The sequence below is a fragment of the Micromonospora sp. NPDC002575 genome (assembly GCF_042889525.1).
Classification (GTDB): domain Bacteria; phylum Actinomycetota; class Actinomycetes; order Mycobacteriales; family Micromonosporaceae; genus Micromonospora; species Micromonospora carbonacea.
Window position 1 is genome coordinate 39582 of the sequence record NZ_JBIARA010000025.1, and the last position, 23331, is coordinate 62912.

Below are 23331 nucleotides of genomic sequence, written 5' to 3' on the forward strand. Positions count from 1 at the left end.
CCTGACGGACCCTCACCCCCTGACGGACCCTCACCCCCTGACGGCCCCTCGCCCCTGACGGCCCCTCGCCCCTGAGGGGCGCTGCCCCAAACGCGCCGCCTGAGGGGCGTCGCCTCACGCGCGCTTGCCGAGAGCGGCGTCGACCGCCTGCCCGAGGGCGGTGACGACCAGGGCCACCGACGGGCGCACCACCGAGTCGTCCAGGCTGACGGTGCCGGAGAAGCCGGCCCCGCCCGCGATCTCCTCCAGCCGTCGCCGGGCGTCGACGGCGGCCTCGCCGGTCAGGCCGAGCGCCGGCTCCATCCGCAGCACTGCGACCAGGGTGGCCAGCGCCGCCGTCGCCTCGTCGGGGAGCTGCCCGCCGGCCAGCGCCTCGGCGAGCCGCCGCCGGGTGTCCTCCTCCACGGTGGCGTCCGCCGTCGGGTAGCGGTGCACGTGGATGAAGCCCAGCTCCGTCTCCTCGACGTCGCGCACCACGCCCTGAGCGACCAGGGTCGCCAGGATCCGGTCGCGCAGGCCGTGCCGCAGCCGCTGCACCCACGACGACGGCGTGTGCGGGGTGTCGGCGGCCATCCGGCCCAGGACCTCGTCCAGGATCGGCTCGCCGGTGGGCGCCGGGTCCGTGACCACCAGGTTCCCGTCGGCGTACGCGACCCGGCCGGCGAGGGCCAGCTCGATCAGCACGGCGGCGGCCATCCCGAGGTCGAGGCTGATCCGCGGCATGGTCGCCTTGCCGGATTCATCGTCGTACGCGAGGAGCAGCAACTCCTCGGCCAGCGCAACACCAGTCATGGCCCGAGACGGTAGCGCCTGAGCGCACTCCCGCGCGCCCCAACTCGCCCCGCCGAGCGCACCCGCCCGCCGAGCCCGCTCGCCCCGCGCCTCCCGCCCGGGTGAGAAGGGGACCCTTCTATACCGTAAGCGTTAATAGGGGGCCCTTCCTTGCACCTCAAAAGCGGGGCATGCCGCCGAACTGGCGGTCGCCCGCGTCGCCGAGGCCCGGGACGATGAACATCCTGTCGTTGAGGCCCTCGTCGATCGAGGCGGTGACCAGGCGCAGCGGCAGGCCGGACTCCTCCAGCCGGGCGATGCCGACGGGCGCGGCGAGCACGCAGAGCACGGTGATGTCGGTGCAGCCCCGGTCGGCGAGCAGCCGGCAGCAGTGCTCCAGGGAGCCGCCGGTGGCGAGCATCGGGTCGAGGACGAGCACGGGCAGGCCGGCGAGGTCGCGGGGCAGCGACTCCATGTAGGCGCGCGGCTCGTACGTGTCCTCGTCGCGGGCGAGGCCGACGAAGCCCATGGACGACTCGGGAAGCAGGGCGAGCGCGGCGTCGGCCATGCCGAGACCGGCCCGCAGCACGGGCACGAGCAGCGGCGGGTTGGCCAGCCGGGTGCCCTCGGCGCCGGTGACGGGGGTCTGCACCGGGTACTTCTCGACGGGGAAGGAGCGGGCGGCCTCGTACACGAGCATGGTGGTGAGCTCGTGCAGCGCGGCCCGGAAGGAGGAGGAGTCGGTGCGCGCGTCCCGCATGGCGGTCAGCCGCGACTGGGCGAGCGGGTGATCGATGACGTGTACGTCCACGATCGGTCAACCTACCGAACGGTCGGGTCCCGGGACACGGGGAGCGACGCCGCTCACCTCCACGGCCGACGGGGCGATCACGTGACCAAGATCACGCGGCGCGCGGGTGCGTAGACTTCCGGGCATGACGGCGACAACGACGTCGGCCCGGTCGGACCTCTCCGAGCTGGGACGATCCGAGACCGCTCTGCGGACCTTCCTGCACGGCCTGCCGGGCGTGGACCAGGTCGGCGCGGAGCAGCGGGCGGCCCAGCTCGGCACCCGCTCCATCAAGACCACGGCCAAGGCCCAGGCCATCGACCTGGCCATCCGGATGGTCGACCTGACCACCCTCGAAGGGGCCGACACCCCCGGCAAGGTGCGGGCGCTCGCGGCCAAGGCGCTGCGCCCCGACCCGGCCGACCCGTCCTGCCCGCACGTCGGCGCGGTCTGCGTCTACCCGGCGATGGTGCCGCACGTGGCCGAGGTGCTGCGGGGCAGCGCGGTTCACCTGGCCAGCGTGGCGACCGCGTTCCCGTCCGGGCAGGCGCCCCTGGAGGTCAAGGTCGCCGACACCCGGGCGGCGGTTGCGTCCGGCGCGGACGAGATCGACATGGTGATCAACCGGGGCGCGTTCCTGGCCGGGCGCTACGGCGAGGTCTACGACGAGATCGTGGCCACCAAGCAGGCGTGCGGGGACGCCCACCTGAAGGTGATCCTGGAGACCGGGGAGCTGGCCACCTACGACAACGTGCGCCGGGCGTCGTGGCTGGCGATGCTGGCCGGCGGCGACTTCATCAAGACCTCCACGGGCAAGGTGCCGGTCGCGGCCACCCTGCCGGTGACGCTGGTGATGCTGGAGGCGGTCCGCGACTTCCGCGCCGCCACCGGCCGGCAGGTCGGCGTGAAGCCGGCCGGCGGGATCAAGACCACCAAGGACGCGATCAAGTACCTGGTCATGGTCAACGAGACCGTCGGCGCGGACTGGCTGGACCCGGACTGGTTCCGGTTCGGCGCGTCCAGCCTGCTCAACGACCTGCTCATGCAGCGCACCAAGCTGACGACCGGCATCTACTCCGGTCCCGACTACTTCACCCTGGACTGAGCGTGATCTTCGAATACGCCCCTGCGCCCGAGTCGCGCGCGATCGTCGACCTCAGGCCGTCCTACGGCCTGTTCATCGACGGCGGGTTCGTCGACCCGTCCGACGGCGGCAGCTTCAAGTCGGTCAACCCGGCGTCCGAGGAGGTCCTGGCCGAGATCGCCGAGGCCGGCAGCGCGGACGTGGACCGCGCGGTCCGCGCCGCCCGCACCGCGTACGAGAGGGTGTGGGGCCCGATGCCGGGCCGGGACCGGGCCAAGTACCTGTTCCGGATCGCCCGGATCATCCAGGAGCGCTCCCGCGAGCTGGCCGTGCTGGAGTCCCTCGACAACGGCAAGCCGATCCGGGAGTCCCGGGACGTCGACCTGCCGCTGGTCGCCGCGCACTTCTTCTACTACGCGGGCTGGGCCGACAAGCTGCCCCACGCCGGGTTCGGCCCCGACCCGAAGCCGCTGGGCGTGGCCGCGCAGGTCATCCCGTGGAACTTCCCGCTGCTCATGCTGGCCTGGAAGATCGCCCCGGCGCTGGCCGCCGGCAACACGGTGGTGCTGAAGCCGGCGGAGACCACCCCGCTGACCGCGCTGCTGTTCGCCGAGATCTGCCAGCAGGCCGACCTGCCGGCCGGCGTGGTCAACATCGTCACCGGCGCGGGCGACACCGGCCGGGCGCTGGTGGAGCACCCGGGCGTGGACAAGGTCGCGTTCACCGGCTCGACCGAGGTCGGCAAGGCCATCGCCCGGTCGGTCGCGGGCACCCGCAAGAAGGTGACGCTGGAGCTGGGCGGCAAGGCGGCGAACATCGTCTTCGACGACGCCCCGGTCGACCAGGCGGTCGAGGGGATCGTCAACGGCATCTTCTTCAACCAGGGGCACGTGTGCTGCGCCGGCTCCCGGCTGCTCGTCCAGGAGAACGTCGCCGACCGGGTGCTGGAGTCGCTGAAGCGCCGGATGGCGCTGCTGCGGGTCGGCGACCCGCTGGACAAGAACACCGACATCGGCGCGATCAACTCGGCCGGGCAGCTCGCCCGCATCCGCGAGCTGTCCGACGCGGGCGCGGCCGAGGGGGCGCAGCGCTGGTCGCCGCCGTGCGAGCTGCCCGAGCGCGGGTTCTGGTTCGCGCCGACGATCTTCACGGGGGTCACCCAGGCGCACCGGGTCGCCCGGGAGGAGATCTTCGGGCCGGTGCTGTCCGTGCTGACGTTCCGCACCCCGGCCGAGGCCGTCGAGAAGGCCAACAACACGCCGTACGGGCTGTCGGCCGGGATCTGGACCGACAAGGGTTCCCGGATCCTGTGGATGGCCGACCGGCTGCGCGCCGGGGTGGTGTGGGCCAACACGTTCAACAAGTTCGACCCGACCTCGCCGTTCGGGGGCTACAAGGAGTCGGGCTACGGTCGCGAGGGCGGCCGGCACGGGCTGGAGGGGTACCTCGATGTCTGAGCGGGTCGCGGTGCGCAAGACGTACAAGCTCTTCATCGGCGGGAAGTTCCCGCGCAGCGAGTCGGGACGGTCGTATCTCGTGCAATCCGCGAACGTGTCGCTGGCCTCCCGCAAGGACGCGCGGGACGCCGTCGTGGCCGCCCGCGCCGCCGTGAAGGGATGGGCGGGGGCGACCGCGTACAACCGGGGTCAGATCCTCTACCGGGTGGCCGAGATGCTGGAGGGCCGCCGCGAGCAGTTCGTCGCGCTCGGCGTGCCGGCCGACGAGGTCGACGCGGCGATCGACCGCTGGGTCTGGTACGCGGGCTGGTCCGACAAGCTCCCCCAGGTGTACGGCGGCGCGAACCCCGTCGCCGGGCCGTACTTCAACCTGTCGACGCCCGAGCCGACGGGCGTGGTGGCCGTGGTGGCCCCCGAGTCCCCGGCGCTGCTCGGCCTGGTCAGCGTGATCGCCCCGGCGATCGTCACCGGCAACACGGTGGTGGTGGCCGCCTCCCCGACGCAGCCGCTGGCGGCGGTGACGCTGGCCGAGGTGCTGGCCACCTCCGACCTGCCGGGCGGGGTGGTGAACATCCTCACCGGCGCGCTCACCGAGACGGCGCCGACGCTGGCGGCGCACCTGGACGTCAACGCGATCGACCTGACCGGGGTGGCCGACGCGGCGCTCGCCGCCGAGCTGGAGGTCAAGGCGGCGGAGAACCTGAAGCGGGTGCTCCGGCCGGCCCCGGCCGACCACGACTGGCACGCCGACCCGGGCACCACGCGGATGACGACGCTGCTGGAGACGAAGACGGTCTGGCATCCGAAGGGGGTCTAGCTGGTGGGCCGGGTCCACCGGTGGGGTCAGCTCAGGGGCGCTGCCGTGGGAGGGGTCTACTACGGGGGGTAGGATTACTTCGTGACGCGGTTGGGTGATCTTGAGCGGGCGGTGATGGACGTGCTGTGGGACACCGTCCCGGGCACGTCGGACGGGGTGACCGTGCGCGAGGTCGCCGAGGCCCTCGACGGCCGCGAGCTGGCGTACACGACGGTGATGACCGTGCTCGACCGGCTCGCCGGCAAGGGCATGGTGCGCCGGCAGCGGGAGGGGCGGGCCTGGCGTTACCAGGCCGCGGCCAGCCGCGAGGCGCACATCGCCCAGCTCATGCTCGACGCGCTGGATCTCGGCGGCAGCCGGGACGCCGCGCTGGTGCGCTTCGCCCGGTCGGTGACCGGCACCGAGGCCGAGGTGCTGCGCGCCGCGCTCGCCGACGAGGCGACGGACCGGTAGGGCCGGCGTCATGGCGTACGCCGTGCACTTCGCCGCGACGGTCCTGGCCTGCTACCTGACCGCGCAGGTGCTCGCCGCGTCGACGTGGACGTGGCGGGCCCCCCGGGTGGCGATCGTCTGCTGGCAGGCGGTCGGGCTGGCGCTCGGTCTCTCCGCGATGGGCCTGCCGATGGCGCTCGGCGTGGCGCCGTACGACCGGCCGACCGGCAGCGCGCTGCTCGCCCTGGCCACCGACCTGGCCCACGGGACCCTGCCGGCCGGGCTCGGCGCGGTCCACCTCGGCCTGGTCGGTGTCGGGTTCGGCATCGGCGCGGTGCTGCTCGCCACGACGGTACGCAGCGTGCACGCCACCGTCCGGGCCCAGCGGCGGCACCGGGACCTGCTCGCCCTGGTGGCCCGGCGGGATCCGGAGGTGCCGGGGGCGCTGGTGCTGGACCATCCGAGCGCGGCGGCCTACTGCCTGCCGGGCGTGCGGCCCCGGGTGGTGGTCAGCGCCGGGGCGCTCAGCATGCTCGACCGGGCCGAGCTGGCGGCGGTGCTGACCCACGAGCGGGCGCATGCGCAGGAGCGCCACGACCTGGTGCTGCTGCCGTTCACCGCGCTGTGCCGGGCGCTGCCCTGGTTCCGGTGGGTGCGCGACGCGCACGAGCGGGTCGCCCTGCTGGTCGAGATGCGGGCCGACGACAAGGCCCGCGAGCTGCACGCCGAGGCTCCCCTGGCGGGGGCGCTGCGCCGGTTCGCGGCGGCCGGCCACCGCATCGCCCCGGCCGGCACGCTCGGCCTCGGCGACCGGGACCTGGACGTGCGGGTCCAGCGGCTGCTGGTCGCCGACCGGCCGCCCCGGCTGCTCGGGGCCGCCGCGCTGGCGGTGGCGGCCACCCTGGTCTCGCTGCCGGTCTCCCTCTTCCTGAGCTGAATCCCCGCTTCCGTCGACCATGTCGGCGAGATAGCGGTGTCCGGTCGCCGGGATGCCCCCACAACGCCGACATGATCAACGACCTGCGGGCCAATAGGTAGCGACACTACGTGTAGGCTCGCTACGACAAGACAGCCTACCCTCGGAGGGCGGCCATGGATCCCCTGCTCCTCGCCCGACTCCAGTTCGCCACCACCACCTCGCTGCACTTCGTCTTCGTCGTCGTCACGCTCGGGCTGGTCACCCTGCTCGTCGGGCTCCAGACGGCCTGGACGATCACCGGCAACCCCGCGTACGAGCGGCTGACCCGCTTCTGGGGCCAGCTCTACGTGATCAACTACGTGCTGGGCATCGGCACGGGCCTGCTCATGGAGTTCCAGTTCGGGCTGAACTGGAGCGGCCTGTCGCGCTACGTCGGCAACGTCTTCGGCGCACCGCTGGCGATCGAGACCCTGGTCGCGTTCTTCCTGGAGTCCACGTTCCTCGGGATGTGGATCTTCGGCTGGCACCGGCTGCGCCGGGGCGTGCATCTGGCGCTGCTGTGGGGCGTGGCGCTGACCGCGTACGCGTCCGCGTTCTGGGTCATGGTGGCCAACGCCTGGCTCCAGCACCCGGTCGGCTACGAGGTGCGCGACGGCGTGGCCCACCTGACCGACTTCGGCGCGCTGCTGACCAACCCCACCCTCGGCCTGGCCTTCGGGCACGTGGTCGCCGCCGCCCTGCTCACCGGCGGGATGCTGATGGCCGCGGTGAGCGCCTGGCACCTGATCCGGCGCACCCCGGACCACGCGCTGTTCCGCGCCTCGCTGCGGATCGGCCTGGTCACCGCGGCCGTCTCGATCAGCCTCGTGCAGGGCTTCGGCTTCGCCCAGTTCGGGCCCGTCGGGCAGGCGCAGCCCACCAAGTTCGGCGGCGGCCCGCAGCGCGACGCCCTGGTCGCCGAGTGGACCACCCGGTTCGGCCCCGGCGACTACACCCCGCCCGTGCTGGCCGACGTCGGGCTCGGCTTCATGATCCTGATCGGGTTCCTCCTCGGCGGCCTGTGGCTGCTGCTCCCCCTGCTCTGGCGCGACTGGGTGATCCGGCTCCGCTTCCCCCTCTGGCTGGTCCTGCTGGCGCTGCCGCTGCCCTTCGTCGCGGTGATCCTCGGCTGGATCGCCCGCGAGGTGGGCCGCCAGCCCTGGGTCGCGTACGGGCTGCTCTCCACCGAGCGGGCCGTCTCCCCGGTCGCGCCGGGGGTGATGCTCGCCTCGCTGATCGGCTTCACCCTGCTGCTCGGCGGGCTCGCCGTCGCCAACTGGGTGCTGTTCGCCCGGCACGCCGCCCGGGGCGCCGCCGACCCCGCCCTCGGCCGCCGGCCCGGCCCGGCCGCCGACGACCCCCGTCCCGTCCCCGTCCTCGGCTGAGGAGGCCACCCGTGGAACTCGCCTGGTACGCCCTGCTCGGCCTCTTCCTCGCCGGCTACCTGGTCCTCGCCGGCTACGACTACGGCGTCGGCCTGCTGCTGGCCCGGGGCGGCACGCCGGCCCACCGCCGGGCGGCCCTCACCGCCGTCGGCCCGTTCTTCCTCGGCAACGAGGTCTGGCTGGTGGCGACCGCCGGCATCCTGTTCGGCGCGTTCCCCGCCCTGGAGGGGGAGCTGCTGTCCGGCTTCTACCCCGTCGTCGCCGCCGCGCTGGCCGGGGCGATCACGGTGACCGTCGGCGTGCAACTGCGCAGCCGCCCGACCGGCGAGCCGACCCGCGCCGCCTGGGACCGGGTGGTGGCCGCCGGAAGCCTGCTCGCCGCGTTCGGCTGGGGGGCGCTGCTCGCCGGGCTGCTCCAGGGCGTGCCGCTGGCCGCAGACGGGCACGTCACGGGCGTCGGCCACGTGGCCACCCCGTTCGCGGCCCTCGCCGGGCTGGCGATGACGGCCCTGGTGGCGGCGCACGGTGCGACGTTCCTCACCCTCCGGCTGCCCGCCGAGGCCGCCGCGCCGCTGACCCGTACCGCCCGCCGGCTGGTCGCGCTCGCGCTCGCCGCGGTCGCCCTGGCCGCCGTCGCGGGCCTGCTCTCCGATCGGGTACGCGCCGCGACGCAGCGCCCGCTGCCGGCCGTACTGCTGCCGGTCGTGCTGGCGGCGGCGCTGCTGGCGGCCCGCGCGGCGCTCGGGCGGCGGCGGCCCGGGGTGGCCTTCGCCGCCACCTCGGCGGCGCTGGCGCTGCCGGTGGCGGGGGTCGGCGCGGCGCTGTGGCCCTACGCGCTGGTCTCCACCGTCGCACCGGGGGCGTCACTGAGCGTGGCCGACGCGGCGGCCAGCGGGCCGACGCTGACGCTGCTGGGCTGGCTGGTGCTGCCGCTCCTGCCGGCCCTACTAGGCTTCCAGGCGATGTGCTGGTGGGTGTTCCGGGGACGGGCCGACGGCAGGACACCGGTGTACTGGTGAACCGCCGTCCCTTCGACCCGCGTCTGCTGCGCCGGGTCCCCGCGGCCCGGCGCGACCTCGCCGTGCTCGCGGTCCTCGGCGGGCTCACGGCGCTGCTGGTCGTGGGGCAGGCCACCGCCCTGGCCACGGTGCTGGCCGCCGCGCTCGACGGGCGGCTGGCCCGGCCGGCGCTCGCCGGGTTCCTGGCCGCCGTGGCGGGGCGGGCGCTGGTCGCCTGGGCGCAGGGCACGGTGGCGGCGCGGGCCGCCGCGACGGTCAAGGCCGCGCTGCGGGCCGACCTGCTCGCCGCCGTCGGCCGGCACGGGCCCGGCTGGGTCGCCGGGCAGCGGGCCGGGCAGCTCGCCACGCTGGCCGGGCGCGGGCTGGACGCCCTGGACGCCTACTTCACCGGCTACCTGCCGCAGCTCGTGCTCAGCGTCACCGTCCCGGTTGCCGTGCTGGCCCGGATCACCTTCGCCGACTGGGGCTCGGCCGTCATCATCGCGCTGACCCTGCCGCTGATCCCGGTCTTCGGTGCGCTGCTCGGCTGGCAGGCGCAGGCCGCCACCGAGCGGCAGTGGCGGCGGCTGTCCACGCTGGGCGGGCACTTCCTCGACATGGTCGCCGGGCTGCCCACGCTGCGCGCGTTCGGCCGCGCCCGCAGCCAGGTCGAGGTGGTCCGCCGGATGGCCGACGGGCACCGGGCCGCGACGATGCGGACGCTGCGGATCGCCTTCCTGTCCGCGCTGGTGCTGGAGCTGGTCGCCACGCTGTCGGTGGCCCTGGTGGCGGTGCCGGTGGGCATCCGGCTGCTCGGCGGCGGGATCACGCTCTCCACCGCGCTGCTGGTGCTGCTGCTCACCCCGGAGGCGTACCTGCCGCTGCGGGCCGCCGGCAGCCGGTTCCACGCCAGCATGGAGGGGCTCACCGCGCTGGACGAGGCGCTGACCCTCTCCGCCACCGACCCGACCGCCGCCGGGCCCCCGACCGCCGCCGGGCTTCCGGCCGCCGCGACGCCCGCCGGGGCGCGGCCCGCCCCCGACGGGCGCGGCGAGATCCGGTTCGAGGGCGTGACCGTCGCGTACGAGCGGACCGTGGCGCTGCGCGACGTCACGCTGACGATCCGGCCCGGCGAGCGGATCGCCATCGTCGGGCCGAGCGGGGCGGGCAAGAGCACCCTGCTCAACCTGCTGCTCGGCTTTGTCGCCCCGACGTCCGGCCGGGTCACCGTCGGCGGCGTCGACCTGGCCGGCGCGGACTGCGACGGCTGGCGGCGACAGGTCGCCTGGGTGCCGCAGCGGGCCCACCTCTTCGCCGCCCCGCTCGCCGACAACATCCGGCTCGGCGCCCCCGACACGCCCGACGCCGCGCTCGCCCACGCGGTCACCGCCGCCGCGCTGGACGAGGTGGTCGCCGCCCTGCCCGACGGGCTCGACACCGTGCTCGGCGAGCGCGGGCACGGCCTGTCCAGCGGGCAGCGGCAGCGGGTCGCGCTGGCGCGGGCGTTCCTGCGGGACGCGCCGGTGGTGCTGCTGGACGAGCCGACCGCGCGGCTGGACAGCGCCAGCGAGGCCGGGGTGCTCGCCGCCACCCGCCGGCTCGTCGCCGGGCGGACCGCCCTGCTGGTGGCCCACCGTCCGGCGCTGCTCGCCGACGCCGACCGGATCCTGCGGATCGACGACGGCCGGGTCACCGAGCTGACCCCCGCCCCGGCGGCTGCCGGCCCCGGTGTCGGCCCGACTGCTCCCGGCCCGACGCCTCCCGGCCCCGGTGTCGGCGTGGCCGCCGCGCCGGCCGGAGAGGAGGCGGCCCGGTGAGCGGCGGGAGCACCCGGGCCGGCGACGGGAGCGTCCGGGCCGCCGAGCGGGCCGTGCTGCGGCTGGCCCGGCCGTACCTGGGCCGGCTCGTCGGCGCGGGGCTGCTCGCCGCCGCCACCGAGTTCGCCGGGCTCGCCCTGATGGCCACCGCCACCTGGCTGCTGATGAGCGCCGCCGGCCGGCCGCCGCTGGACCGGCTCACCGTGGCGATCGTCGCGGTCCGGGCGCTGGCGATCAGCCGGGGCGTGTTCCGCTACACCGAGCGCCTCGCCGGCCACGACGCCGTGCTGCGGATGACCACCGACGTCCGGGCCGGGGTCTTCGCCGCCCTGGCCGCCCGGCGCGACGCCGCCCGGCAACGCACCGGGGACGCGCTGAGCCGGCTCGTGTCCGACGTGGAGGCCGTGCAGGACCTGCTGCTGCGGGTGCTCGTCCCGGGGGCCGCCGCCGCGGCGGTCAGCGTGCTGGCCGTGGCCGGGGCCGCCGCCATCTCGCTCCCCGCCGCCGGGGCGCTGGCGCTGGGCCTGCTCGTCGCCGGGGCAGCCCTGCCGCTCGCGGCCACCGCGCTGACCCGGCACGCCGCCGACCAGGTGGCCCCGCTGCGCGGCGCGCTCGCCACGGACGCCGTGGACCTCACCCACGGCGCGGCCGACCTGGCCGCGTTCGGGGCCACCGGGCACGCGCTGGACGCCGCCGCCGACCGGGCCCGCCGGCTGGCCCGGCTGGAACGGCGGCTCGCCGCGACCGGCTTCGCCGTGGACGCCGCCGGGGTGCTGGTCGCCGGCGCGACCGCCGGCGCGGTGGTGGTCACCGCGCTGCGCGGCGGCGTCGGCGGCGTGCTGGTCGGCGTGCTGGCGGTGGGTTCCCTGGCCGCCGTCGAGGTGGCGCTCGCGCTGGTCGGGGCCGCCCGGCAGCGCACCCAGCTGAGGGCCGGGCTGGTCCGGGTGGCCGCCCTGCTGACCGCCCCGGAGGCCGGGGCGGCGGACGCCGCCGACGCTGCCGGGTCCGTGGCCGGCGGGTCCGTGGCCGGCGGGTCCGTTCCGGCCGCCGGCGGCCCGGCCCCGCACGACGTGCGCTTCGACGAGGTCATTGTGCGGTACCGGGCCGGCACCGCCCCGGCCCTCGACCGGTTCACCCTGGACCTGCCGGCCGGCCGCCGGATCGCCGTGGTCGGGCCGAGCGGCGCCGGCAAGAGCACCGTCGCCGCCGTCCTGACCGGCACGGTGCGCCCGGCGCAGGGCCGGGTCACCCTCGACGGGGCCGACCTGTCGGCGTACCCGGTGGAGGAGCTGCCCCGGGCGGTCGGCGGCCTGCTCGCCGAGGCGTACGTCTTCCACGCCACGGTCCGGGAGAACCTGCTGCTCGGCCGGCCCGCCGCCGGCGAGGCGGAGCTGACCGCCGCGACCCGGGCGGCCGGGCTGCTGGACTGGGTACGCGCCCAGCCGGCCGGCTGGGACACGGTGGTCGGCGAGGAGGGCGGCCAGCTCTCCGGCGGCCAGCGGCAGCGCCTCGCGCTGGCCCGGGCTCTGCTCGCCGCGCCCGGGGTGCTGGTGCTCGACGAGCCGACCGAGGGGCTCGACCCGGCCGCCGCCGACGCGGTGCTCGCCTCGGCGCTCGCGGCGACCCCCGCCGGGCACTCGGTGCTGCTGATCAGCCACCGGCTCAGCGGGCTCGCCGACCTCGACGAGATCGTGGTCCTCGACGCCGGCCGGGTGGTCCAGCGCGGCCGGCACGACGAGCTGGTCGCCGCGCCGGGCTGGTATCGGGACCAGTGGCTGCTCCAGGAGGCGGCCGAGCGCGGGTACCTGGCCCTGACGCCCCGACCCTGAGCCCGCTCCGGGATTCCCCCGGACGCGCCGCTCGCCGCCCCGTGGCAGGCTCGGTCGCATGGCGCGCGGCGACGACGTACTCGTGGAGGAGCGGCTGCGCGAGCTGGGCGACCGGCTGCACGGCCCGGCGCGGCTCAAGGCCGACCTGCTCACCGAGGCCCGCCATGCGTTGCAGGACGCCGTCGAGGCGTACCGGGACGGGGGTCTGCCGGCGGCGGAGGCCGCGCGGCGGGCCGTGGCCGAGTTCGGCGAGCCGGCGCGACTCGCCCCGGCGTACCAGGCGGAGCTGGCCACCGGGTCGCTGCGCGGCCTGTCCCTGCGGGTGCTCGCGGTCGCCGGCGTGCTGGTCGTCGCGGGCGACCTGACCTGGCAGGGGTCGAGCTGGAGCGGCGGGCCCGGCCCGCCGGCGGCCTACCGCCTGCTGTCGGGCGCGGTGCACGGCATCTGGCTGGGCGCGGCCGTGCTGGCGGTGGCGGGGCTGGCGCTGGTCGCCGCCTCGGCCCGGTCGGCGCACCCGGCGCTGCCCCGCCTCGCCCGGCTGACCGGCTTCGCGCTGACCGCCGCGCTCGTCGTCGGGGCGGCCGGCGGCGCGGCCCTGTACGGCTGGTCCGTCGGGCTGTGGGAGGCGGCCCGCACCTGGCCGCCGATGCTGGTCGGCGCGCTGGTCAGCGGCGCGGGCTTCCTGTGGATCGGCCGGGCGGCCCGGTCCTGGCTGCTCGCGGCCCGCCGCCGGCCGGCCGGACCGGCGTAGGTTCCGCCGTCTCGCCGGAGCCGGCCGCGCCCGTCCGCCGTTTCGCCGGAGCCGGCCGCGCCCGTCCGCCGTTTCGCCGGAGCCGACCGCGCCCGGACGCGCCCGCGGCCCGCGCCGGCTCGTCACGCCCCGCAACGGGCTCCGCCCGGCACCGCCACGCACTTCACCCCTTTGCTCTGCACCCGCATACGCAACACTTGACGGACGGTGACCGCGCGCCAGCCCCGCCCGGCACCGCCGATTCCCCGTCCGCACAGCCCAGCCGGGTGTTGCGCGCATGGGTGCAGAGCAAAGGAGCGACGAGCCGTCGTGTCGGGCCGGAGAATCGTTACGCCGAGTGAGCCACTTCCTCTCGCCGACGCCTGCCACCACCGTCACCGAAGGTGACCGGAACGCGGCGATCTCGGGACGCGCAGCGGGCTCGGTGCGCGGGCGGGGGCGGGTGCGGGCGGCGGGCGGGGGCGGGTGCGGGCGGCGGGCGGCGGGCGGCGGGCGGGGTCAGGCCGGGGCCGGCGGGGTGTCGCCGAGGAACTGGCCGACGGTCGCGCTGAACTCCCGCCAGCCGGCCCGCTCCCCGGCGAGGGCCCGGCGGCCCGAGTCGGTCAGCTCGTAGGTGCGGCGCTCCCGGCCGTTGACGGTGCTCCAACTGCTGGCCACGTGGCCCGCCCGCTCCAGTCGGCGCAGCGCCGGGTAGATCGTCCCGGTGGGCAGGTCGAGGGTGCCCTCGCTGCGGGCGCGCAGCGCCTCGATGATGGCGTAGCCGTGCAGCGCGCCCCGCTCCAGCACCGCGAGCAGCAGCGCGTCGAGGTGTCCGTGCAGCGCCTGGGCCTTCATAGGTAGCAAGACTACTTGTGGGCCACGCGGAGCGCCACCGGGGTGCGGGCACCGGCCGCCCGGAGTCGCCCACTAGGGTATGTGCCCAGAGTCACTCGGCGGCCGGAGACGCCGCCGGGTGGGCAGCCCGAAGCACACGGAGGTCAGCGTGGCCCGCCAGTCGCCCCAACGGCCCGACGCCGACGAGCCCGAGCTCGACGAGACCGATGGCACTCCCGAAGAGGTCGAGGAGGACGCCGAGCGCCCGTCGGCGCGCGACGCCGACCGCGCGCTCTGGGACGAGCTGCGGATCGACCCGGTCGAGATCGCCCTGCCCGCCGGCACCGGCTTCACGCTGCGGGCGTACCGGCCGGCACGGGAGCTGACCCCGACCGACGTCGCCGAACGCGACCAGGACGACCCGTTCCTGGCCCGCCGGCAGGCGGTCGAGACCGAGGCCGAGGACGACGACGAGGTCGTCATCCTCGACGAGGAGCTGGCCGCCGAGTTCGCCGAGGCCGACGCGGAGGAGGCGGAGAAGGCCGACGGGAAGTCCCGCCGCCGCAAGCCGGCCGCCGACAGCGCCGACGACGCGGATGCCGACGCCGATGCGACGGAGGAGCCCGGTTCCGCCGAGGACGACGACGAGGACGAGGACGACGACGAAGCGGGCGACGAGGAGGTCCCGGTCTTCCTCAGCCACCGGGGCAAGTTGCTGCTGTTCAAGACGCCGGAGTCGCTCGTCAGCTTCGTCAGGTCCGGCGCGCCCAACGACATGTCTCAACTGGACAGCTGGAATGAACTGTCCGAACGGGTGGAACCGGCCGACATCGTCCCGCTCGACGAGGACACCTACGAGCTCGACCTGGTCGTGGAGAACCTGCGGGGCGGGCACGACACCTGGGACTCGACCCTGCTGATCGAGGCCGGCGAGGTGGCCCGGGACATCGCGTACGCGCTGCGGCTGCCCGCGGTGCTGGACATGCTCTCGGCCGGCTCCAGCCTCGACGACCTGGACGAGGCGCTGCGGGCCACGGCCAACGGCGGAATCGGGGGCTTCCTCGGCCGGCGGCGGCTGAAGAAGATCGGCGCCCAGACGGCGAGTCTCGGGTGGCGCACCATTGTCGGCAAGATCTCTGCGGTCGTGGACTGGCGCGACTGACGCGTTCCAGGGAGCATCAGTCTCTGGCAGATAAAGACCTCAGTCCCGGGAGGAGGACGACGCCGTGGCGCTCGTGCGCGTGTACTGCGGTCTGGCCTCGGCGGATCCGGCCGACCGACCGGCCTCGGCCGGTTCGACGCTGACGTCCGCTGTGGTCGACGACGCAGGTCGGCTGCTCCATGTCTGCGAGATCGGCGACGACCCAGCCGGCTATGCCCAGTTGGTCGCGCTGCTCGTGGAGCGGTCGGGCGGGCCGAGCGGAGCCGCGATCGCCGCCGACAGTGACGACCACACGGTCACCTCGCTGCTGAGCGCCGCCGGGCGTCCCCTGGCCATCGCGGACGACGACTCCGTCGACGACTTCGCCGAGCGCTTCGCCGACGACGACTCGCTGGAGGAGATGCAGTCCCCGCCGGCCGAGCGCCGGGCGGTCGGGCTGGCCCGGGCCCTTCAGGCCGGCGCGCTGTCGGCGGTCACCCTGCCGGCGCCCCGGGACCTCGCCGGCTACAAGCAGGTCCTCTCGGCGCACGCCGCGCTCGCCAGTGGCCGGCACTCCGCCGCCGTGGCGCTGCGCGAGGTGCTGAGGGAGCTCTACCCGGCCGCCCTGCGCGCGTACCCGGACCCGGCCGAGCCGGTCGCCCTGGCCGTGCTGGACGCCCTGCCCGAGCCCGGCATGCTGGGCGGGACGATCGCCCGGGGCCGGGAGGTGTCGGTGGCGGCGGACGCCATCGCCGCCCACCTCGCGGCCGACGGGGTGGCCGACGAAGACAAGATCAACGATGCGGTGACCGCGCTGCGGGTCGCCATCGCCGAGACGCCCCGCCGCGCGGCGGTCAGCCGGGCGCTCACCTCCGCCGTGGCGGAGACCGTCCGCCAGGCGGTGGCCTCGGTGCGGGCGTGCGACGCGGGCTGCGAGGCCCTGGTCGGCGCGCTCGACGCCCGGGTCACCACCCCCGCGCCCGCGTCGGGCCGCCGGGCCGCCGCCCGCCGGGGCGAGCCGATCGCCGAGCTTCCCGGCTCCGGTCTGCGTGCGCTGCGGCCCACCGAGCCCGAGCCCGTCGCCGGGCGGCGCAGCCGTCCCGAGCCGGTCCCCGGCGGCGGCCTGCCCGCCCAGCCCCGTCCGCTCGGCCCGCCGCCGGTCGCGCCGGAGCCCGTTGCTCCGCCGCCGGTCGCCCCGCGCCCGATCGTCCCGGCCGCCTCGGCCACTCCGCCGATCTCCGGCCCGCCGTCGCCCGAGCCGCGCCGACTGATGGACGGCCCACCGCCGGCGGAGCCCCGCCGCCTGATGGACGGTCCACCGGCGTCCTCGCCCGAGCCGCGCCGCCTGATCGACGGCCCGACCAACCGGCCGGTCTCCGCGCCGCCACCCCCGCCGCCGGGCATCACCCCGATCGCGCCGAGCCAGCGCGAGCGCGGTTCCGTGCCGCCGGCCGAGGCCGGTGAGCCGTTCCGGCCCACGCTGACCACGGCCGCGATCCAGAACGCGCGGGCGGAGCGGCAGCGCACCATCATCCCGCCCCGTCCCAAAACGACGGGCGAGTCTGCGCCGCCGCCCACCGGTGGCTTCAGCGCCACCGACCTGAGCGTCCCGCTGCCGGCCCCGCGCCCCGGCCAGGAGTCCGCTCCCCCCGGCTCGCGGGCGAACTGGCCGCTGGTCAACAACCCCGAGGACCCCGCCGACAGCTCGCCGAACAACCCGGTCGTGCGCCCCTTCGAGGAGCGGGCGAAGCGGCAGATCGACGCGCCGACCGAGGTGGTCCCGGCGACCGAGGGCCGGGTCACCCCGCCGTGGCTCGCCGACGACCTGCCCCAGGAGCCGCCGATGCTGCGGCTGGTCGAGCCGCCACCGCTGGCCGATCGGGCACTGCGGGAGGGGTCGGGCCCCGCCGGGGACCCGCGTCTGGAGCCACCGCCGCTGCGGTTGGTCGACCGCGGCGAGGCGGCCCGCGCCGAGCGTTCCGCTTCGGAGCCCCGCCCCGAGCGGCCGGCGATGGAGCACCGGTCCCCGCTCGGTCAGCGGCTCCCGGCGGAGCAGCGGCCCGCCATGGAGCACCGGTCGGCCCCGCCGCAGCCGCCGCGGTCCGCCCCCATGGAGCGGCGTACCCCGCCGATCTCCGACGAGGGAGACGGCGACCTGTTGATCTTCGCCGCCGCCAAGTCGGCCTGGTTCGTCGGTCACGACGACGAGGCCGAGCTGGACTGGTCGAGCACCGCCGACACCGGGTGGCAGGCCGCCGAGCAGGCCGCCCGCCCGGCGGTGGGCGCCGAGACCAAGGCCGGGCTGCCCAAGCGGGTGCCGCAGGCCAACCTGGTTCCCGGCTCGCCCCTGCGCGAGGAGCGTCCCCTGCGGATAGTCCGCGACGCGGCCAGCCTCGCCGAGAACACGACCGGCTACTTCCGGGGCTGGCGTCGTGGGCAGGAGATCGGCGGCTTCGCCGTCGGCGGCCGGCCGGGCCGCGAGGCGGCGGGCGGCTGGGACTTCACCCGGGACACGGGCGACCGCGACGACGACCGGGAATACGAGTACCGTTCCGCCGGCTACCGCTCCTGACCACCCCGCCGGGGCGGCGGTTGCCGCCCCGGCTTCTCTCGCCACGGGCACCGGCGCGGGCCGGCGTACCGCCGCCACGGCGACGCGGAAGGCTCCCGGGCGGAGTCCGGCCACCCCGGCATCCCAAGACGGCTACGACTGCCCTACGGCGCCCCTGGCCGGGCACGCTGACGTCCTGTGGGGACGGTCGACAGTGCATCCCGACAGGGGCAGGGCGGGGCGTCCCGGGGCGGGCAAGGCGCGCGATCGCCACCAGCGGCGGCCGGCCGCCGCCCGGCCCCGCACAGCCGGAAGCGCCCGACGACCCGGCGGAGAGCCGATCGTCGGGCGCGTCCCGTTGTCGATCAGGCCGGCGCGACCGCGCGCGAGCGACGCATCGTGAGCACGTACTCGACCAGCGAGATCAGCACGTGCTTCGTCGACTCCCGGTTACGGGCGTCACAGGCCACCACCGGCACCTCGTGCGAGATCGCGAGCGCGTCCCGGACGTCCTGCGGATCGTGGTACTGCATCCCGTCGAAGCAGTTGATGGCCACCAGGTACGGCAGCCGCCGGTGCTCGAAGAAGTCGATGGCCGCGAAGCAGTCGGCCAGCCGCCGGGTGTCGACCAGGACCACCGCGCCGATGGCGCCCCGGACCAGCTCGTCCCACATGAACCAGAACCGGGTCTGGCCGGGGGTGCCGAACAGGTACAGGATCAGGTCCCGGTCGATCGAGATACGGCCGAAGTCCATCGCCACCGTGGTCGTCGTCTTGCCCGGCACCTGCCGGGTGTCGTCGACGCCCACGCCGGCGGAGGTCATGATCGCCTCGGTGGTCAGCGGCGTGATCTCCGAGACCGAGCCGACCAGCGTCGTCTTGCCGACGCCGAAACCACCGGCGATAACGATCTTCGCCGACGTCACGCGCCCACTCGGGACGGGCGGGCGGTGCGACATGTCAGAGCCTGCGAAGTCCACTCAGCACCCTCTCCAGCAGTTCAGTGCCCACCGCGTCGTCGGAGTCGTCCAGGATGGTCGGCTCGTGGACCGCGACCAGGCCGTCCGTCGCCATGTCGGCGATGAGCACCCTAGCCACGCCGAGCGGGAGCTGCATCCGCGCCGCGATCTCGGCAAGCGACTGCACCCGTCCGTCGCACAGCGCGGCGATGTACTGGTGCTCCCGGCCCTGGCCGCCGTTGGAACTGGCAGCGGCCCGACCACGCACCGTCGTTTCGACGAGCGCCTCCAGCGCGATGTCCAGCCGGGGGCGGGTACGACCGCGGGTCACGGCGTACGGACGGACCAACGCTCCGGTCGGCTCGTCACGATCCATGTCGCCGCTCACCTCCTTCGTCCCCGACACCGGCTGGACCCGGTGGAACCCGTCGTTCCTGTCGTTGCCGCCCCGCCTGACCCACCGGCCAGCGCGCGGGTCAGCCCATCATTCCCACAGCCGTGCGCGGCTGCGGGGTCAACGCGTCGCCCACCCGGTCGACCAGGAGGGCCATCTCGTATCCGACCTGCCCGACGTCGCAGCTACGGGCGGCGAGCACGGCGAACGACGAGCCGTCCGAGATGGACATCAGGAACAGGAAGCCGTTGTCCATCTCGACCACGGTCTGCAGCACCGCGCCGCCCTCGAAGCAGCGGGCCGCCCCCTGCGTCAGGCTGACCAGGCCGGACGCGATCGCGGCGAGCTGGTCGGCCCGGTCACGCGGAAGGTCTCGTGACGACGCGAGGAGCAGGCCGTCCGCGGAGACGGCGACCGCGTGCGCGACACCGGGCACCCGGTCGGCGAAGTTGGCCAGCAGCCAACCGAGATCCTGCGTAGTTGTCATCCTTGTTGCTCCTTCTGCCCGCTCCCGGCCACCGGGCCTGAGCCAGACTGCGAGGATTGCTGCCCACCCGAAGCTTCCTCCGGGTTGGTCGGGTTGCCGTCGGGCTGGGTGCGCCCACGCTGCACGCCTCGATGGTATGCCGAAAGCAGACCGCGGACGCCCTCCGGTGTGCGGCGCTGGACGGACGTGGTGGGCTTCTCCACCCCGCCGGGCACGAGCTGGGCCATCGGCACCCGCTTCGGCAGGCCCTTGCGGGTGGTCTCCGCGACCGGGACCTCGGTGGCCGCCGAGGCGGCCCGCCAGCCGTCGTCGGCGGCCGTCTCCCAGGTGTTGCCCTGCGACGTGGACCGCCGGCCGGCGAAGGCGTCGGCGGGACCTGGGCGACCGCCGCCGTTGGCCGGCGATCCGTTGTCGCGCGGCACTCCTCCGGCCATCGGGGTGTCTGCCATCGGTGCGTTACCTGTCGTCCGGGGTGCTGGTGTCTGGACGGTCCGGCCGGTGACGTCGACCGCGGAGAACTGCTGGGTCACGGCACCGGTCGCCGAGCTTCCGGCACCGTTGGTCGCTGCGGCCGGGGTGGGGCCCGCCGCCTCGTCGGGACCCGAGCGGCGGGTGCGGAACCAGGCCGACTCGAGCTCCCGGAAGATCGGCAGCTCCATCGTCTCGTCCGCGTACCGCTGCTGTCGGTTCTGCGCCTGCGGGGGCGTCGGCCGGGCCGGCGGCGTCGGCGGGGTGACCGGCTGGGCGGCCGGGGCGCTGGGCATCTCGGTGCGCGGCACCCGGGGCAGCTCCGTGGTCATGTCCAGGGCGGCGGCGAGGCGCTCCGGCACCGGCGGGGTCGCCGGCTCCGGGGCGGAGACCGGGGGCCAGGCCGGGGGTGCCACGGGCGTCTGGGCCGCGGTGGCCGGCCGGCTAGGCAGCGGCTGCGCCGAGTACGGCTGGCCGGAGACGGGCATGCCGGCCGGCTGACCGGACACCGGCTGGCCGGAGACCGGGGCGGCCGAGACGGGCTGACCCGACACCGGGAAGGCGGAGACGGGCGGTGCCGAGACCGGCGGAATCGGGGGCGCCGACACCGGCGGCACCGGCGGCGCGGAAACCGGCGGGGTCCAGCCGCGGGCCTCCGGGCTGCTCGGCAACTGCCGGGGGATGGCCGGCTGCTGGCCGCTGCTGGCCGGGTCGCCGTCGCCCGAGGCGCGCCGCTGCGGCAGCGGGTCGATCTGCTGGCCGTTGGCGGTGCGGGGGGCGGGGACACCGCCCGCGGCACTGGCACCGGTCAGGTCCGACCAGGCCGGCATCGACCGCGTGGGACCGGCCGACGCGGGCGCGCCGTGACCGTTGCGCGAGGCCGGGTCGAAGGACCGGCCGCCCAGGGTGACCTGGTTGCCCGAATGCCCCGGCCGCTGGTGGGACGCGGGGGCCGCGGGACCGTTGCCGAAGGCGGCGAAGGCGCCCAGCGTCGGGGTGGACCCGCCCGGCTGCGGGCCGGTGAGCTGCGCGGGCGGGGCCGGCAGCGCGCCGGGCTGCTGGACCCGGCCGGACAGCGCCCGGGGCACCAGCACGGTGGTGGGCAGGGTGACGTCGGCGACGGTGCCCCGGTCGGTGCCGGGCCGCAGCTCGACCTTCACGCCGTGCCGGGAGGCCAGCCGGGCGACCACGACCAGGCCCATCATCCGGGAGACGGCCACGTCCACCTGCGGCGGCGTGGCGAGGCGCTCGTTGAGCTCGTGGAGCTGCTCGACGCTGATGCCGATGCCCCGGTCCTCGACGTAGAGGCTGGCGCGGTCGCCGACCCGGCGGGCCTCCACCATCACCTGCGAGTCGGGCGGCGAGAAGGCGGTGGCGTTGTCGAACAGCTCGGCGACCAGGTGGACCAGGTCGTTGACCGCGTGCGCGGCGACCTCGATGTCCCGGTCGATCACCCCGAACTCGATGCGGGTGTAGTGCTCGACCTCGGACTGGGCAGCCCGCAGCACGTCGATCAGCGCCGCCGGCTCGCGCTGCACGCGGGTGGAGTCGGCGCCGGCGAGCACCAGCAGGTTCTCGTCGTTGCGGCGCATCCGGGTCGCGAGGTGGTCGAGCTGGAACAGCTCGGCCAGCCGGTCCGGGTCCTCCTCGCCGCGCTCCAGCCGGTCGAGGTGGCCGATCAGCCGGTCGACCAGGATCTGCGAGCGGCGCGCCAGGTTGACGAACATGGTCGCGACGGAGGCGCGCAGCGCGGCCTGCTCCGCCGCCGTCCGCACGGCCTCCAGGTGGACCGCGTTGAACGCCTCGGTCACCTGGCCGAACTCGTCCTTGCTGCGCACCGGCAGCGGCTCGGCGATCTGGTTGGCCGCCTGGACCGGGGAGAGCTGGCTGGACAGCTGCGGGTCGCGCAGCCGGGCGACGGCCTGGGGCAGGCCGTACTGGGCGATGTTGAGCGCGCCCTGCCGCAGGTCGCGCAGCGACCGGGCCATCGACCGGGCGACCAGGTACGCGAACAGGATGGCCAGCAGCAGCATGCCGAGCAGCAGGCCGGTCTGGAGGAACACCGTGCGCTGCACGTCGGAGCGGAGCGCGTCGGCCTGCTTGACCACGTCGCCGTCCAGTTTGGCCTCGACCGTGCGGATCAGCTTGGCGTTGGCGACCATGGCCGCGTCCCACTGGTCCGGCCCGAACGGCGCGTCGGCCATGCTGCCGTTGATGTTGCCGTCGAGCCAGCCGGTGTAGTTCTGCGCCTCGCGCCGGTCGCCGCCCGCGACGGTCTGGTCGTGCAGGTCCGCCTCGGCCTGGCTGGCCACCGCCTTGAAGCTCTGCAACGCCTGCTGCTGACCGGTGCCGCTGGCGATGTAGTCGGTGCGCAGGATGGGGGTCAGCTCACGCTGGATGAGCGCCCGGTGCACCACGACCCGGCGGACCGAGAGGTATTCCTTCTCCCGGGCGACGGCGGCCGCGGCGCGCATCCGGTCGCTCAGGTCGCTGTCACCGGCGAGCTGGGTGGCGGAGTCGCGGATGGAGAGCAGGTCGTTGATCAGACCCTCGTACGCCTGCATGGCGTCGATGATCTTCAGCTTGCCGTTGAAGACCTGGCTGCGGGTGCCGGGCAGGTCCTTCAGGTTCTGGTCGATGCCGTCGAGGATGTTCTCCAGGCTGTTGGGCAGGTCCTCGACCTTGGCCCGCTGCCCCAGGTACGGCACCTTGGCCCGGTCAACCTGGCTGTTGACCCGGTTGTACGCCTCCTGGTACTGCGCCTTGGCCTGGTCGCCGTTCGCGCCGAGCAGCAGCACCGCGGAGGTGCGCTCGTCCTGGAGGCTGTTGACCAGGTCGCCCGAGTAGCCGACCAGGTTGGCCAGGTCGCCGGAGCGGTTGGCGTTGTTCAGCGTGTCCAGGTTGTCGACGAGGCCACTGGTGCCGACGACGACCGTGGCGATGGTCGGCACGATCATGATGAGACCGAGCTTGGACCAGATCGGCATGTCGCGGAGCCGGCCGACCGGCCGACGCAGTCGCGACAGGAAAGAACCCGCCGTCTTCGGTCGTTTGCTCACGTCACCGCCCTCGCGATCACAGCGCCCGCGCGTTGCCCCGGGCAACGCCCAGCGGCCGACCCGGCGGGTCGGACCTCCGAGATTCCATCACGCCGTGTTCCAAAGAGAAAGCCCAGGCTGGCCGTCGCCGGAGGTGTGATGAGATGTTGATGCAATTTGCTCGCAATCCGTCTGGCCGGAGTGACTGAAAGTAATGGATCACCCCCACCGCGTCGTCCTTCTCGCTGGCCCCTCCGGCTCCGGAAAGTCGTACATAGCCCAACGAACCGGGCTTCCCGTCCTCTGTCTGGACGACTTCTACAAGGACGGCGATGACCCTACGTTGCCACGCCATGACGGCCTTGTGGACTGGGACTCACCCCTCTCGTGG

At 75.2% G+C, this 23331-nt stretch carries 19 protein-coding genes; 12 read left to right on the top strand and 7 right to left on the bottom strand.

Annotated features, from left to right (window positions below; genetic code table 11):
* Window positions 1-114: 114 nt before the first annotated feature.
* Together ACFYWL_RS27675 and upp are read right to left on the bottom strand one after the other, a co-directional pair.
* The gene (locus ACFYWL_RS27675; protein WP_386978490.1) at window positions 115-792 is read right to left on the bottom strand and encodes a GPP34 family phosphoprotein; all 678 of its coding nucleotides are present in this window, start codon (window positions 790-792) and stop codon (window positions 115-117) included.
* A gap of 157 nt (window positions 793-949) precedes the next feature.
* Window positions 950-1582: a uracil phosphoribosyltransferase gene (gene upp, locus ACFYWL_RS27680; RefSeq protein WP_386978493.1), complete on the bottom strand. Its 633-nt coding sequence runs from the start codon at window positions 1580-1582 to the stop codon at window positions 950-952.
* 124 nt (window positions 1583-1706) lie between these two features.
* Between upp and deoC the strand changes: the two genes are divergently transcribed.
* The 10 genes from deoC (at window position 1707) to ACFYWL_RS27730 (ending at window position 13089) form a co-directional block, all read left to right on the top strand.
* A complete protein-coding gene (gene deoC, locus ACFYWL_RS27685) occupies window positions 1707-2666 on the top strand; it encodes a deoxyribose-phosphate aldolase (protein WP_386978496.1) in 960 nt (319 codons plus the stop codon).
* 5 nt (window positions 2667-2671) lie between these two features.
* Window positions 2672-4102: an aldehyde dehydrogenase family protein gene (locus ACFYWL_RS27690; RefSeq protein WP_386978607.1), complete on the top strand. Its 1431-nt coding sequence runs from the start codon at window positions 2672-2674 to the stop codon at window positions 4100-4102.
* Window positions 4095-4919, top strand: coding sequence for an aldehyde dehydrogenase family protein (locus ACFYWL_RS27695; protein ID WP_386978498.1), 825 nt, complete (start codon window positions 4095-4097; stop codon window positions 4917-4919). Before ACFYWL_RS27690 ends, ACFYWL_RS27695 begins: the two co-directional genes overlap by 8 nt.
* An 81-nt stretch (window positions 4920-5000) precedes the next feature.
* A complete protein-coding gene (locus ACFYWL_RS27700) occupies window positions 5001-5372 on the top strand; it encodes a BlaI/MecI/CopY family transcriptional regulator (RefSeq protein ID WP_386978501.1) in 372 nt (123 codons plus the stop codon).
* 10 nt (window positions 5373-5382) lie between these two features.
* Entirely contained in the window at window positions 5383-6288 is a 906-nt protein-coding gene (locus tag ACFYWL_RS27705; protein ID WP_386978504.1) for a M56 family metallopeptidase, read from the top strand.
* A 155-nt stretch (window positions 6289-6443) separates the two neighbouring features.
* Complete coding sequence (locus ACFYWL_RS27710; protein WP_386978507.1) at window positions 6444-7694, top strand: cytochrome ubiquinol oxidase subunit I; 1251 nt, start codon at window positions 6444-6446, stop codon at window positions 7692-7694.
* An 11-nt stretch (window positions 7695-7705) separates the two neighbouring features.
* Complete coding sequence (locus tag ACFYWL_RS27715; protein WP_386978510.1) at window positions 7706-8713, top strand: cytochrome d ubiquinol oxidase subunit II; 1008 nt, start codon at window positions 7706-7708, stop codon at window positions 8711-8713.
* Complete coding sequence (cydD, locus tag ACFYWL_RS27720; protein WP_386978513.1) at window positions 8710-10509, top strand: thiol reductant ABC exporter subunit CydD; 1800 nt, start codon at window positions 8710-8712, stop codon at window positions 10507-10509. Before ACFYWL_RS27715 ends, cydD begins: the two co-directional genes overlap by 4 nt.
* Window positions 10506-12338, top strand: coding sequence for a thiol reductant ABC exporter subunit CydC (gene cydC / locus ACFYWL_RS27725; RefSeq protein WP_386978516.1), 1833 nt, complete (start codon window positions 10506-10508; stop codon window positions 12336-12338). Before cydD ends, cydC begins: the two co-directional genes overlap by 4 nt.
* Window positions 12339-12396: 58 nt before the next feature.
* Window positions 12397-13089, top strand: coding sequence for a permease prefix domain 1-containing protein (locus ACFYWL_RS27730; RefSeq protein WP_386978519.1), 693 nt, complete (start codon window positions 12397-12399; stop codon window positions 13087-13089).
* Between the two features lie 498 nt (window positions 13090-13587).
* Here ACFYWL_RS27730 and ACFYWL_RS27735 read toward each other — a convergent pair whose 3' ends face one another.
* Window positions 13588-13923 carry a PadR family transcriptional regulator gene (locus tag ACFYWL_RS27735; protein WP_386978522.1) on the bottom strand — a complete coding sequence of 112 codons (336 nt, stop codon included), beginning with the start codon at window positions 13921-13923 and terminating at the stop codon, window positions 13588-13590.
* Window positions 13924-14041: 118 nt separating this feature from the next.
* Between ACFYWL_RS27735 and ACFYWL_RS27740 the strand changes: the two genes are divergently transcribed.
* Together ACFYWL_RS27740 and ACFYWL_RS27745 are read left to right on the top strand one after the other, a co-directional pair.
* A complete protein-coding gene (locus tag ACFYWL_RS27740; protein ID WP_386978525.1) occupies window positions 14042-15064 on the top strand; it encodes a DNA primase in 1023 nt (340 codons plus the stop codon).
* A gap of 64 nt (window positions 15065-15128) precedes the next feature.
* Window positions 15129-17615 (top strand): transposase, encoded by a 2487-nt coding sequence (locus ACFYWL_RS27745; protein WP_386978528.1) that lies wholly within the window; start codon window positions 15129-15131, stop codon window positions 17613-17615.
* A gap of 344 nt (window positions 17616-17959) precedes the next feature.
* Here the strand turns inward: ACFYWL_RS27745 and ACFYWL_RS27750 are convergent, their stop codons facing one another.
* From ACFYWL_RS27750 to ACFYWL_RS27765, 4 genes are all read right to left on the bottom strand, one after another.
* Complete coding sequence (locus ACFYWL_RS27750) at window positions 17960-18553, bottom strand: ATP/GTP-binding protein (RefSeq protein WP_043961834.1); 594 nt, start codon at window positions 18551-18553, stop codon at window positions 17960-17962.
* 1 nt (window position 18554) lies between these two features.
* Window positions 18555-18929 carry a DUF742 domain-containing protein gene (locus ACFYWL_RS27755; RefSeq protein WP_007074525.1) on the bottom strand — a complete coding sequence of 125 codons (375 nt, stop codon included), beginning with the start codon at window positions 18927-18929 and terminating at the stop codon, window positions 18555-18557.
* 100 nt (window positions 18930-19029) lie between these two features.
* Window positions 19030-19434: a roadblock/LC7 domain-containing protein gene (locus ACFYWL_RS27760; RefSeq protein ID WP_013283992.1), complete on the bottom strand. Its 405-nt coding sequence runs from the start codon at window positions 19432-19434 to the stop codon at window positions 19030-19032.
* Window positions 19431-22961, bottom strand: coding sequence for a nitrate- and nitrite sensing domain-containing protein (locus tag ACFYWL_RS27765; protein WP_386978534.1), 3531 nt, complete (start codon window positions 22959-22961; stop codon window positions 19431-19433). Before ACFYWL_RS27765 ends, ACFYWL_RS27760 begins: the two co-directional genes overlap by 4 nt.
* Window positions 22962-23331: the final 370 nt, after the last annotated feature.

Bases quoted from the DNA above. Each gene is read 5' to 3' on its own strand.
- ACFYWL_RS27675 (WP_386978490.1), bottom strand. From the start codon at position 792: ATGACTGGTGTTGCGCTGGCCGAGGAGTTGCTGCTCCTCGCGTACGAC.
- deoC (WP_386978496.1), top strand. From the start codon at position 1,707: ATGACGGCGACAACGACGTCGGCCCGGTCGGACCTCTCCGAGCTGGGA.
- ACFYWL_RS27695 (WP_386978498.1), top strand. From the start codon at position 4,095: ATGTCTGAGCGGGTCGCGGTGCGCAAGACGTACAAGCTCTTCATCGGC.
- ACFYWL_RS27705 (WP_386978504.1), top strand. From the start codon at position 5,383: ATGGCGTACGCCGTGCACTTCGCCGCGACGGTCCTGGCCTGCTACCTG.
- ACFYWL_RS27710 (WP_386978507.1), top strand. From the start codon at position 6,444: ATGGATCCCCTGCTCCTCGCCCGACTCCAGTTCGCCACCACCACCTCG.
- ACFYWL_RS27730 (WP_386978519.1), top strand. From the start codon at position 12,397: ATGGCGCGCGGCGACGACGTACTCGTGGAGGAGCGGCTGCGCGAGCTG.
- ACFYWL_RS27735 (WP_386978522.1), bottom strand. From the start codon at position 13,923: ATGAAGGCCCAGGCGCTGCACGGACACCTCGACGCGCTGCTGCTCGCG.
- ACFYWL_RS27750 (WP_043961834.1), bottom strand. From the start codon at position 18,553: ATGTCGCACCGCCCGCCCGTCCCGAGTGGGCGCGTGACGTCGGCGAAG.
- ACFYWL_RS27755 (WP_007074525.1), bottom strand. From the start codon at position 18,929: ATGGATCGTGACGAGCCGACCGGAGCGTTGGTCCGTCCGTACGCCGTG.
- ACFYWL_RS27760 (WP_013283992.1), bottom strand. From the start codon at position 19,434: ATGACAACTACGCAGGATCTCGGTTGGCTGCTGGCCAACTTCGCCGAC.